We start from the raw sequence: 11,387 nt of genomic DNA, 5'->3' as shown, positions 1-11,387 counted from the left end.
GCACCGAGGCTGTCGTCCCCCTCCCATAGCGCGAAGCGCGTAGAGAGAGGGGGAAGGGGCGCAGCGCCTCAGGGGGTGACCCGCGGTATCACCGCAGGTTTGACCCCCGCCCGGTTGGTCGGTGCAATCGCATTGAACTCGCCGTTCTGCCACTGGCCCACATGCCAGAGCTTGGTCAGCATCTGGCCTTCAAGCTTGACGGGGCCGAGCACGGTCTCGAAGCTGCCGCTCTTGAGCTCCTGGGTCACGGCGGCGCGGTCAATCTTGCCCACGCGCTCGATGGCCTGCTGCAGCATCTGCAGCGAGGTATAGACGATGGGGCTGGCAAAGCGGTCCGACTCCTGGCCGGTCACTTCCTTGAAGCGCTTCAGATAGGCCTGCATCTGCGGGTTGCCGGCATCGATGCCGCCCGGCGCCATCACGCCTTCGGCCGCTGCGCCGAACTTGCCCTTGAACATGGGGAACTGCGTGCCCACGCCGGTGAAAAGCACCTTGGGAGCCAGGCCCAGCGTCCTGGCCTGCTCGTTGATCAGCATGGTGTCGGGCGGATAGGAGTAGGCCACGAAGGTGTCGGCACCCTTGCCCTTGGCCTCGTTGATGACGGGCGTCATGTCCTGCGTGCCGATCGGGTAGCTCTTGTCGTAGACCAGCTCGAAGCCATGCTGCTTGGCGGCCTTGCGCGTGGCATTGGCCAGCTCCACGCCAAAGCCGTCGGCGATGTTGATCATGGCGATCTTGTTGTTGATCTTGCCGTCTTTCTTGGCCTTTTCCAGCATGGCGACCAGGCCCTCGGCATATTCGCCGCCCGTGCCCAGGAAGAAGAAGGCATGCTTCCAGCGCTTGGCCAGATCGGGGGCCTTGTCGGTCACCGAGGTGGCGGCCAGCAGCGGGTATTTGTGTTTTTCGTAGGTCGGACCGACGGCCAGGTTGGAGCCCGTGCCCCAGGGCGGCAGCACGAAGTCCACCTTGTCTTGGGTGATCAGGCGCTCGGTGGCGCGCACGGCCTCCTCGGTGCTGGAGCGGTCGTCGTATTCGATGACCTCGATGGGCACGCGCTTGTTGTAGGCCTTGAGCATGATGCCGCCGGCGTCGTTGATCTCCTTGACCCAGAGCTTGTAGTTGGGCGCCGTGGTCACGGAAGTACCGCCCGCGTTGACGCCGGTCTTGGCAATTGCCCAGCCGATACGGATGGACTTGGGCGCTTCCTGGGCCAGGGCCTGGCCGCACAGGCCCGCCAGGGCCGTGGCTGCGACCAGGCTTTTGAGAACAAAACGCTTGTCGGCGAATGTCATGTTTGTCTCCTTTTGATGGACGGGTGTCCGGGTTTTCGGCCATCGTAGGAAATCGCGGCGCAAGGGGCTTGTCTGTGCGTGCACTGCGTCTTGTCTGTGCATGCAAGTGTCTGTGGGTAAACACTGATTTCCCTGCGAGGCGCCGGTTTTGCCCGGCCCCTGGTCTGGATTGCTATGGATAATGAAGCATCCTGTTACTTCTTCAGGAGCCCAGATGCGGCCAGACATTCCTGCCTACCAAGTGACCGAGAAGATGACCGAGATGCAAGGTGCCCAAGCCGTGGGCGCCTGGCAGCACTGGATGTCCACGCTCTATGGACTGGAGAGCGATGTCTATGGCGATCAGCATTTCTCGGCGCGGCTGGGAACCCTGGAGCTGGGGCCGGTGGGCATGACCCGGATCGAGGCCAGCCGCCATCGCGTGCGGCGCACTTCGGCCAGCATGGCACGCCACAGCACCGACTTTCTCAAGATCGTGGCCCCCTGGCATGGCGAGGCCCGCGTCTGCCAGAACGGGCGCGAAGCCGTGGCGCGCAGCGGCCAGTGGCTGATCTATGACACCACGCAGGAGTACGAGGTGCTCAACCCCGAGTGGTGCGAGCATCTGATCATCACCTTGCCCAAAAGCCGCTTCGAAGACCATGGCCGCGCCATCGACGCCCTCATGGGGCGCTATGTGGGCGGCAGCGAAGGCGTATCCCGCATTGCGCTGGACATGATGCGCGGCACTTTTGCCGAATGTCGGGCCATGGGCCAGGGACTGGCCCAGCATGTGACGGATTCGCTGCTTCAGTTGATCCAGCTGTCCCTGCTCGATGCCTGCGGCCGCGCGGCCTCGCTGAGCGCCAGCGAGCTGCTGCAGGGCCGCATCAAGGCCTATGTGCGCCAGCATCTGCGCGATCCTGCCCTGAGCGTGGATGCCGTAGCCGCAGCGCTCAACTGCAGCAAGCGTCATCTCTACAACGCCTTTGCCGATGAGAGCTTGTCCATCAGCCAGCATATCTGGGCCGAGCGCGTGGCCCTGTTCCAGCGCGAACTGCTCAGTCCTGCCAATCGCCACTGCACCCTGACCGAGCTGGCGCTGGCCAGCGGCTTTGCCAGCGGCGCGCATCTGAGCCGCCTGTTCAAGCAGCACACGGGGCAGACGCCGGCGCAGTTCAGGGCAGGCGTGCAGTCTTCGAGTCTGCTGAACTAGGCATTAAATTGGCCTTAAACCCAATCCAGGAAATCGCAAACAGCTATTGATACAATAGCAAACAAAAAGCAAACAAGGAAAAGAAAGCCACCTGGCGTTTTCAAATCAGGTGGCTTTAAAAATTTGAGGCTAGGGCGCAGCAATTGAACAGGCATGCCCCATCAAAGGACAGCAAGCAAGCGCCGCCGCGCAGCAAAGCTGTCGTCCCCCTCCCGCATTGCGAAGCAAAGCGAGAGAGGGGGAAGGCGCAAAGCGCCTCAGGGGGAGATCAAATGTTTATTCCGCACTTGCCCGGGGCCAGAATCCCATTGGGGTCCAGAGCACGCTTGATCTTGCGCTCGATATCGCGCTTGACCGGACCGTAGCTCTGCGCCACGCGCTCCTGGAAGGCCGTGTTCACGCGGTACACGGCATAGCCTTCCTTCTCGAACTCGTCCAGCAGCTCGGCAAAGCAGGCGTTGGCGCGCTTGGTTTCCTCTTCGTTGCTGCGGTCGTAGAGCACATCGATGACATGGTGCATATCGCGCCAGCCGACGATGAACTCGCCCACATAGTCCAGGCCATGCTTGTTGAGGATCTTCTTGGCCAGCGACTTCTGCTTGTCGCACTCGCTGCCGCGCGCCTGCGACACAGGGGCAAACCACATCGAGCCGCCACCCCCGCGCCAGTTGTAGAGGCCGAACTCCTGCAGGTTGGGCACGCCCGACATGAGCTGGGCACGGTACTTGAAGGGCTGGGTGTCGCCAGCCATCTCCTCGGTGATCAAGCGGCCCTTGCCCAGTTTCTTGAGCGCGTCCTGCACGATCTTGAAGTTGACGTCGACCTGCTCCCTGGTGCCGTACAGCGCAGCGTAGACATTCCAGGCGCCCAGATGCTTGTCTTTCTGGATCTGCTTGAGGATGGCGTCCGGCGTATGGCCGGGCTCGGTGGTGTAGTCCGAGCGGCGGGTGTTGCAGGTGGATGCCTCCCACAGCACGCCGGCAATCACCACCGAATTGGGGATGACCTGGGCGATGCGCAGGGGGCGGATGAATTCCACGATCTCGGAGATATCGCTGTCTTCGTCGAACTGGATTTCCAGCGGCTTGAAGACCGGGGGCTTGGGCATCAGCCAGAAACCCATCTTGGTGCAGATGCCGTAGTTGGACTGGGTGAACATGCCGTCCAGCGTCGGGCCGTAACCCCATTTGAACACCTGCCAGGCCTTGTCGCCCTTGACGCCTCCCATGCCGGTGCGCAGCACATCGCCGTTGGCCATCACCACTTCCATGCCGCACTGCATCATGAAGTGTTCGCCATAGGGGGTGTAGCCCACGCCGCGGTCCATGGTGTTGCCCAGCGGGCCGGCAATGGCCGAAGGTGCCGAGAACGACAGCATCAAGGGAATCTTGTTCTCTTCGAGGTAGTCGTAGAGCATCTGGTAGGTCACGCCAGGCTCGACCAGGGCCGTGCACAGTTCGGGGTCCACGTGGATGATCTTGTTCATCTTGCGCAGATCCAGCACCACCTGGCCGCGCTGGCCCGGCGCGGCCGAGCCGTAGCCGAAGTTGCGGCCGGTGGAGATGGTCCACACGGGCACCTTGTGCGCGTTGCAGATCTTGACGACCTCTTGCACCTGCTCCACGGTGGTGGCAGTCACCACGGCGGAAGGTGTGTGCTCTTCGGTGGGCACAGCCATCATCACCTTGGTGTAGGGACGAACCAGCTCGTCCTTGATCATCACATTGTCTTCGCCCAGGGCCTTCTTGAATTGGGCGATGGCCGCATCAAAGCTGCTCTCGCTCATGCCCTTGGGCAGGGCCATGTATTTGCTTGTCATGCTCTGCTTTCCTTGTTTCTTAGATTACGCAGCTAAAGGACACGCGGGCTTCCTTGCCTGCTGCCGCCGTGGTGGTGTTCATGACTTGACCGGACGCCAGCGACCGACCCAGCGCCTGGGCCCAGTCGGCGGCGGCGCCGTCCACACGATGGTGTTCCACGGCCAGCACGCGGCCACCGCTGGAGCGAACCAGGTCCAGCACCAGCGTGGCCGAGGCGTCATCAAGCAGACCCACCAGCAGGGTTTCCTGACTGTCGGTCAGCAGCTCGCCCAATTGGTTGAATGCGGCGCTGTCCAGACCTTGAAGGCCGGTATGCACCACGTTGCGGGAGGTGCTCTGAACACCGGCCGCAAAGGCCTTGTCCAGCGCGCTGGCGTGCATGGAGGAGGTCACGGCCAGCACCTCGGCAGAGCGTGTGGCTGCGCTGGCGGTGCGGCCTGCAGCGGAGGTGGTGGCAGCCTGTGCCCAGCCTATGCCGGAGACAGCCAGACCAGCAGCGGTCAGACCTTTGAGAAGGGAGCGACGATCGGTTTGCATTGCATCGTCCTCCTTATTTCCTGGCTGGCTCGGCTGCCTTGGGGGCCTCGGTCTTGGACAGGTAGTTTGCCAAGTCTTCCAGCGTGGCGTCGTCGATATCGGTTACGCGAAAGGACGGCATGGCGTTCATGCCGTTGCGCGCAATGATCACGTAGGTCGCGGGCGGAAAGCCTCGCCCCTTGATGACGGGGCCTATGCCGGCTTCATGGCATTTGGCGCAGGTCTTTTCGTAGAAGCGCTGGCCGGGGCCAATGTTGTGAGAGTCCGCAGCCGAGGCGGCGAGGCTGAGGCCAGACAGCAGGGCTGCCAGGGCCAGTTGGGAGGCATGTTTCAACGTGGGTCTCCGGTGGTTCTGTTGGTCGGCAGACACAAGGCGCAGGTTGGGGTCCGCGCCTTGCCCATGCGGGCGCTGCACCTGAGGTCTTTGCCTCATGGCCCAGTGCCGGCGATGGAAGTTTCAAGCGAGGACAGGAGTCATGCCTGCCGGCTACGACTGCTGTCCTGGACGCTTTAGAAGGGGTAGTGACGTGCGGTGGTCTGCATGGTGATCCAGCGGGTGTCGGTAAAGGCATCGATACCGGCCTGACCGCCAAAGTGGCCGTAGCCCGAGTTCTTCACGCCGCCGAAAGGCATCTGTGCCTCGTCGTGCACGGTGGGGCCGTTGACATGGCAGATGCCCGCTTCGATGCGGCCGGCCACGCGCCAGCCGCGCGCTGTGTCCCTGGTGTAGACGGCGGAAGACAGGCCGAACTCGTTGTCGTTGGCCATGGCAATGGCCTGCTCTTCGCCACGCACACGCACGATGGCTTTTACCGGGGCAAAGGTCTCTTCACGGAAGATTCGCATCTCGGGGGTCACGCCGTCTATCAGCGTGGCTGCCATCAAGGTGTCGCTGGCCTTGCCGCCGCAAAGAATCCTGGCACCCTTGGTTACGGCGTCGTCGATGAGCTCGTTGACGCGGTTCACGGTGTTCATGTCCACGACGGAGCCCAGCACCACAGGGCCTTTGCGGGGGTCGCCCAGAGGCAGGGTTGTGGCGCGGCCCACCAGCTTGGCGATGAATTCCTCGGCCACGGCCTCGTCCACGATGATGCGCTCGGTGGACATGCATATCTGGCCCGAGTTGGCGAAGGCGCCAAAGGTGCAGCCGGCCACCGCGGAGTCGATGTCGGCATCGTCCAGGACCAGGAATGGGGCCTTGCCGCCCAGCTCCAGGATGACGGGCTTGAGGTATTTGGCGCAGGTCTGGCCGATGATGCGGCCCACGCGCGTGGAGCCCGTGAAGTTCACGCGGCGCACGGCGGGGTGGGCCACCATGGCCTCGACCACGGCGCCGGCGTCTTCGGGCGCATTGGTCACAAAGTTCACCACTCCGGGCGGCAAGCCGCCTTCCTGCAGCGCTTCGATGATCAGGCCGTGCGTGGCAGGGCACAGCTCCGAGCCCTTGAGGATCACGGTGTTGCCGCAGGCCAGGGGCGTGGCAATGGCGCGTACGGCCAAGATGATGGGGGCATTCCAGGGGGCGATGCCCAGCACCACGCCGGCGGGCTGGCGCACGGCCATGGCCATGCTGCCGGGAATGTCCGAAGGAATCAGCTGGCCGTTGATCTGGGTGGTCAGCGATGCGGCTTCGAGAAACATATTGGCGGCCAGATGCACATTGAAGCCGGCCCAGATGCCGGAGGCGCCGGTCTCTGCCGCCATGGCTGCGGCAAAGGCCTCGGCCTTGGCCTCCAGGGCCTGGGAGGCCTTCATCAGCATCAGCCTGCGTTCTGTGGGGCCCAGGGCCGCCCAGGCAGGGAAGGCCGCCTGAGCGGCTTCCACGGCACGCACGGCGTCGGCTGTTGTGGCGGCCGGGGCACGCGTGGCGACCGAGCCGTCCAGAGGGTTTTTGCGCTCGAAAGTGGCGCCATTGCTGGCCTGTGCGGTCTTACCGCCGATGAGCATGCTTTGTTCAATCATCTTCGCTTCCTTCACTACCAAGGGCGCGTGACCGCAGTCACTGCTTGTTGATGCAAGTTGAAAAGTGGGGGCTGGTGTCGTTGCACAAGGCTTGTGTCACCGGGCTTGTCTCCACCTTTTGTGATGTTTCGCCTGACACTGGCGTGTGAGTGATCGTAGGAAAAGCCCTGGCAAGATGCTGTGCGCAATGTGCACAAACCGTTTGACGAATCGTGCACGCGACCTAGGGTTTGCACTAGTTTGAATGCACTGTGGGAGATTCTTCATGGCCTGAGCGCGAAAGTGCTCACTTACCGATAATTGCTGTACTTTGTCGGTACAGGCAGAGATAGATACAACGAGGAGTCAAGGCCCATGACCGCGCCCGTGGTACTGAGTACCGATGGTCTTCCCGAGAAGGAAACTGCACCAGCCTGGCAGGGCTGGATGGCGCAGCTGTTCTCGGGTCTGGATACGGATCTGTATGGCGACACCTGTTTTGACGGACATCTGAGCGTGGCATACGCAGGCGATGTGATGCTCACCAAGCTGGATGCCGGGCGCCATCGCGTCATACGCGACAGCCACCGTCTGCGCGACAGCGAAGCGGCCTACCTCAAGATCGTGGCGCCCTGGAGCGGCCATGCCGAGGTGGAGCAATACGGCAGCAAGGCCTGCGTGAGCAATGGCAGCTGGGCCATCTATGACACCTCGCAGCCCTATGTGGTGGCCAATCCCCGGCACACGGAGCACCTGATCATGATGGTGCCCAAACAGAGCATTGCCGAGCGAGGCCTGCGTCTGGAAAACCTCATGGGTCGATCGGTGGGGGGCAGCGCCGGCATTGCGCGCATTGCTCTGCAGACCATGCGCAGCACTTACCAGGAACTGGACAATATGACGGCACCGCTGGCGCGCCGCGCCGGGGAGTTGCTGGTGGATATGGTGCATCTGTCCCTGCAGGCACTTGGCGGGCAGGCCACGGCGGTGACGCAAAAGCAGGCTCTGTACGACCGCATCTGCGAGCATGTGGCCTGCCATGTGCGCGACCCCGGGTTGTCGGTCGATCAGGTGGCCGAAGCACTCAATTGCAGCCGTCGGCATCTGCACAACGCCTTTGCGGGGCGAGACCAGTCGCTGGGCGGCTTCATCCAGCAAAGCCGGCTGGAGCTTTGCATGCGGGAGCTGCATTCCCCGGCGCTCGCGCACCGCACCATTACGGAAATTGCCATGGGCTGTGGTTTTGGCAACAGCGCGCACTTCAGCCGTGCCTTCAAGGCCTATGCCGGCATGTCGCCGTCCGAGTTCAGAGCGCTCGGTCATTGATCTGTGCCGACCAGCGTTTTCGAGGCCTATAGGACAATGCAGTCCGTTGCTTAGAAAGCAGGACTGTATTCATGGACATCAATACGCCGCTCACCCTGCTGGGTGGGCTCACCGCCTCTCAATTCATGCGCCGCCACTGGCACAAAAAGCCCTTGCTGGTGCGTCAGGCCATCCCCGGCTTCAAGGCCCCGATTCCGCGTGCCCGACTGCTAGCCATGGCGGGCGAGGATGGCGTGGAGTCGCGCCTGATCCAGCAGCTCGAAGGCGACAACTGGAAGCTCAGCCACGGCCCGCTGTCCCGTCGCAGCCTGCCTGCATTGACCAAGCCGGGCTGGACCGTGCTGGTGCAGGGCGTGGACATGCATGACGCCAAGGCGCATGAGTTGCTGCAGCAATTCCGCTTTGTGCCCGAGGCGCGCCTCGATGATCTGATGATCAGCTTTGCCACCGATCAGGGGGGCGTAGGCCCGCATTTCGACAGCTATGACGTGTTTCTGCTGCAGGCCCAGGGCAAGCGCCGCTGGCGCATCGGTCGTCAAAAAGACCTGTCTCTGCAGCAGGGCAAGCCACTGAAAATCCTCTCCAATTTCGAGCCCGAGGAAGAGTTCGTTCTGGAGCCCGGCGATATGCTGTATCTGCCGCCCAAATGGGCGCATGACGGTGTGGCGGAAGGCGAATGCATGACGTATTCGATAGGCTTTCGCTCGCCCGATCGCAGCGAGCTGGGCCGCGAGTTGCTGCTGCGCATGTCGGACGAGCCCGACGAGCCCGAAACTCCGGTCATTTATCGCGACCCCAAGCAGGAGGCCGTGAGCAACCCGGCGCTGATTCCTGAAGGCATGTATGACTTTGCCCGCGAGGCACTGAAGAAGGCCATGGCCGAGCCGCTGGCGCTGGAGCGCGCGCTGGGCGAGTACCTGACCGACCCCAAGCCCAACGTCTGGTTCGAGCATGGCGATGAAAACGGCATGTTCGAGAGCGTTGTGCTGGATCGTCGCACGCGCATGATGTATGACGCCAAGCACATCTTCATCAATGGCGAAAGCTATCTGGCAGGTGGCCGCGATGCCACGTTGATGCGCAAGCTGGCAGACAGCCGAGCCCTGTCGCGCAAGGATCTGGCAACTGCCAGCGATGACGCGCTGGAGTTGCTGTCGTCGTGGTTTGATGCTGGCTGGGTTCGCTCCGGCGACTGAAACAGGGTGGACTTGTAACAGCGATCGTGCTAACTTACGGGTTTGTCCTCTGTGGCTCCTGCTGATTTCGCAGGCTTTGTGTAGGTTATGTAAATCTTTATCAAAGCTTTGTCAGGGATTTGACAGGAATAAATTTATGCTCCACAGTGTGGCTCAAGGCAAGCGTGGGCTTGCCCGATAAATGAGAACGCGCCGATTTGTGCAGAATTGTTTGGTTGCTGTCAGTGTTAGTCAGCAATGGGCAAAACTACCTATAATGCGGGCTGAGTCGAATTTATCGTTTGACCTGATCTGCCAGAGCGATCAATAGCTGCAAAAGGCTGACCGTAATGGCAATCTGCATACCGTCTGCTGAACCTACCATTTAGGAAACTGTCATGAAGAACTCTCTGATTCTGGCTACCGTGATCGCTGCTGCTGCTCTGGCTGCTTGCGGCAAGAAGGAAGAAGCTCCTGCTGCTCCCGCTCCTGCTGTGGAAGCTCCTGCTGCTCCCGCTCCTGCTGCTGAAGCTCCTGCTGCTCCCGCCGCTGACGCTGCTGCTCCTGCTGCTGACGCTCCTGCTGCCCCCGCCGCTGACGCTCCTGCTGCTCCTGCCGCTGACGCTCCTGCTGCTCCCGCCGCTGAAGCTCCTGCTGCCAAGTAATTCGCTGCATCAGCCAGCTTGAGGCCCAGGCCTCAAGCATGAAAAAACCGCACTCAGGTGCGGTTTTTTTACGTCTGGATTTCACAGCGGATTTTCGAGCCGCGGATGCTTGTCGGCATACAAGATCTGCACCGGTATCAGCACTTGGGCGGATTCTCGCGGGCAAGTGTGCCATGAGCATTGCAGCCCCCAAGCCGAAGTTCGATTCGTTCGGGCATGAAAAAAGCCACCAGAGCGCAGTCCGGTGGCTTTTGCATGGGGCAGCGCTCTTTACTTCAGATCATCGGTGATGATGCGCACGATGCGCTGGCCGTTGGCGGAGTTGTCCGGCTGGCCTTGCTCATTGAGCACGCTGACCTGGGACTTGTTGCCGTCACCCTTGACCTGGATCTGATACTTCTGAGGCGCAGCGGCTTCCTTGCCCTGGCTGAAGATCTTGCTGAAGAAGCCCTTGGATTCAGGCTTGGCGTTCGGGTCCACGTAGCGCACGTAGTAGAGGCCGCGGCTGCGGTCGCGGTCTTCCACGGTGAAGCCGGTGCGGTCCAGTGCCACGCCAACGCGGCGCCATGCGCGCTCAAAGCCTTCTTCCAGCTGCAGCGTGGGCACACCGTTGATGGTGTCCATGCGTGCGCTGGTCGAGGTGGTGGCTGCAGACTTGTCCGCCTTGGCAACGGCAGAGGCCTGCTCTTCGCTCACACCCAGCTTGACCATGATGCGGCGCAGGAATTCGGTTTCCAGTTCGGGATCGCGAGGACGCGGTTGCCAGATGGTGTTGTCCTTGCGCTCGCTGGTGTAGACCTCCTGCATGCCACGGTGGGTGACATAGATGCGGGTCTTGCCATCGGGCTCGCGCTCCAGGCGGGTGCGGAACTTGTCGCGCTCGCTGGTGGAGTAGAGCGAATCGAACACCTTGCCCAGGCTTTTTCGGATGATGTCCTGAGGCAGCTTGGCGCGGTTTTCGGCCCAGTCGGTCTCGAGAATGCCCAGCTGGCGGTCTTCCATCGCATAGATGAAGCCGTTTTCCAGCCAGAAGTCGCGAGTGGGCTCCCAGAGCTTGTCGGCTGCACGATCAACCACGAGCCAGTGCTCGGCACCGTCGCGCTCGATGCGGACGTCGCCAATCTTGTTGGCTGCGGTGTTGTTGTCGGCAGGCTTGGCGGCCTTGGCATTGGCCTGCATGGCAGCAGCGGATACCACGCCACCAGGGACGGTATAGCGCGAGTCTTGCGACAGCTGCGTCAGATCCGGAGGGACTTCAAGAGAGGGAGCTTGATTCTTGCCCGCGCTCTTGTAGTCGATCTTGGTCTCTTGGAACGTGGTCGTGCAGGCAGACAGGCCCAGCGCGATGCTGAGCAGGCTCAAACGTGCTGTTTGTTGTTTCACGCGGATTGTCCTTGGGTAGCGTTCAAGCTATGTGCGAAAAACCGCTAGCTTAG

General features: G+C 61.8%; 10 protein-coding genes. 4 read left to right on the top strand and 6 right to left on the bottom strand.

Annotated elements, in window-relative coordinates; genetic code table 11:
- Positions 1-68: 68 nt before the first annotated feature.
- Positions 69-1,292 (bottom strand): amino acid ABC transporter substrate-binding protein, encoded by a 1,224-nt coding sequence (locus tag Cth01_RS00300; RefSeq protein WP_045838289.1) that lies wholly within the window; start codon positions 1,290-1,292, stop codon positions 69-71.
- Between the two features lie 214 nt (positions 1,293-1,506).
- Here Cth01_RS00300 and Cth01_RS00295 point away from each other — a divergent pair, with 214 nt between their 5' ends.
- A complete protein-coding gene (locus tag Cth01_RS00295) occupies positions 1,507-2,487 on the top strand; it encodes an AraC family transcriptional regulator (RefSeq protein ID WP_034359967.1) in 981 nt (326 codons plus the stop codon).
- Positions 2,488-2,755: 268 nt separating this feature from the next.
- Here the strand turns inward: Cth01_RS00295 and Cth01_RS00290 are convergent, their stop codons facing one another.
- From Cth01_RS00290 to Cth01_RS00275, 4 genes are all read right to left on the bottom strand, one after another.
- Positions 2,756-4,306, bottom strand: a complete 1,551-nt coding sequence (locus Cth01_RS00290; protein WP_034378834.1) for an FAD-binding oxidoreductase — start codon at positions 4,304-4,306, stop codon at positions 2,756-2,758.
- 19 nt (positions 4,307-4,325) lie between these two features.
- The gene (locus Cth01_RS00285; protein ID WP_045838288.1) at positions 4,326-4,844 is read right to left on the bottom strand and encodes a hypothetical protein; all 519 of its coding nucleotides are present in this window, start codon (positions 4,842-4,844) and stop codon (positions 4,326-4,328) included.
- A 13-nt stretch (positions 4,845-4,857) separates the two neighbouring features.
- Complete coding sequence (locus Cth01_RS00280; RefSeq protein ID WP_012837377.1) at positions 4,858-5,178, bottom strand: c-type cytochrome; 321 nt, start codon at positions 5,176-5,178, stop codon at positions 4,858-4,860.
- Between the two features lie 176 nt (positions 5,179-5,354).
- Positions 5,355-6,806 carry an aldehyde dehydrogenase gene (locus Cth01_RS00275; protein ID WP_045838368.1) on the bottom strand — a complete coding sequence of 484 codons (1,452 nt, stop codon included), beginning with the start codon at positions 6,804-6,806 and terminating at the stop codon, positions 5,355-5,357.
- 354 nt (positions 6,807-7,160) lie between these two features.
- On the opposite strand from Cth01_RS00275, the gene Cth01_RS00270 reads away from it, so the two are divergent.
- From Cth01_RS00270 to Cth01_RS00260, 3 genes are all read left to right on the top strand, one after another.
- Positions 7,161-8,111 carry an AraC-like ligand-binding domain-containing protein gene (locus Cth01_RS00270; RefSeq protein ID WP_034378841.1) on the top strand — a complete coding sequence of 317 codons (951 nt, stop codon included), beginning with the start codon at positions 7,161-7,163 and terminating at the stop codon, positions 8,109-8,111.
- A gap of 71 nt (positions 8,112-8,182) precedes the next feature.
- Positions 8,183-9,307 (top strand): JmjC domain-containing protein, encoded by a 1,125-nt coding sequence (locus tag Cth01_RS00265; RefSeq protein ID WP_034378842.1) that lies wholly within the window; start codon positions 8,183-8,185, stop codon positions 9,305-9,307.
- 377 nt (positions 9,308-9,684) lie between these two features.
- Positions 9,685-9,951: a hypothetical protein gene (locus Cth01_RS00260; RefSeq protein ID WP_034359978.1), complete on the top strand. Its 267-nt coding sequence runs from the start codon at positions 9,685-9,687 to the stop codon at positions 9,949-9,951.
- A gap of 270 nt (positions 9,952-10,221) precedes the next feature.
- Here the strand turns inward: Cth01_RS00260 and bamC are convergent, their stop codons facing one another.
- Positions 10,222-11,334 carry an NlpB/DapX family lipoprotein gene (gene bamC, locus Cth01_RS00255; protein WP_034359980.1) on the bottom strand — a complete coding sequence of 371 codons (1,113 nt, stop codon included), beginning with the start codon at positions 11,332-11,334 and terminating at the stop codon, positions 10,222-10,224.
- Positions 11,335-11,387: the final 53 nt, after the last annotated feature.

Origin of the sequence: Comamonas thiooxydans, assembly GCF_000964545.1 — a bacterium.
Lineage (GTDB): Bacteria > Pseudomonadota > Gammaproteobacteria > Burkholderiales > Burkholderiaceae_C > Comamonas > Comamonas thiooxydans.
Note: the sequence above shows the minus strand (reverse complement) of the source record. Positions and strands in the feature narration are given on the sequence as shown.

What these genes read in the sequence shown, in the direction of transcription:
- Cth01_RS00300 (WP_045838289.1), bottom strand. Translation starts at nt 1,292, where the DNA reads ATGACATTCGCCGACAAGCGTTTTGTTCTCAAAAGCCTGGTCGCAGCC.
- Cth01_RS00295 (WP_034359967.1), top strand. Translation starts at nt 1,507, where the DNA reads ATGCGGCCAGACATTCCTGCCTACCAAGTGACCGAGAAGATGACCGAG.
- Cth01_RS00290 (WP_034378834.1), bottom strand. Translation starts at nt 4,306, where the DNA reads ATGACAAGCAAATACATGGCCCTGCCCAAGGGCATGAGCGAGAGCAGC.
- Cth01_RS00285 (WP_045838288.1), bottom strand. Translation starts at nt 4,844, where the DNA reads ATGCAAACCGATCGTCGCTCCCTTCTCAAAGGTCTGACCGCTGCTGGT.
- Cth01_RS00275 (WP_045838368.1), bottom strand. Translation starts at nt 6,806, where the DNA reads ATGATTGAACAAAGCATGCTCATCGGCGGTAAGACCGCACAGGCCAGC.
- Cth01_RS00270 (WP_034378841.1), top strand. Translation starts at nt 7,161, where the DNA reads ATGACCGCGCCCGTGGTACTGAGTACCGATGGTCTTCCCGAGAAGGAA.
- Cth01_RS00265 (WP_034378842.1), top strand. Translation starts at nt 8,183, where the DNA reads ATGGACATCAATACGCCGCTCACCCTGCTGGGTGGGCTCACCGCCTCT.
- Cth01_RS00260 (WP_034359978.1), top strand. Translation starts at nt 9,685, where the DNA reads ATGAAGAACTCTCTGATTCTGGCTACCGTGATCGCTGCTGCTGCTCTG.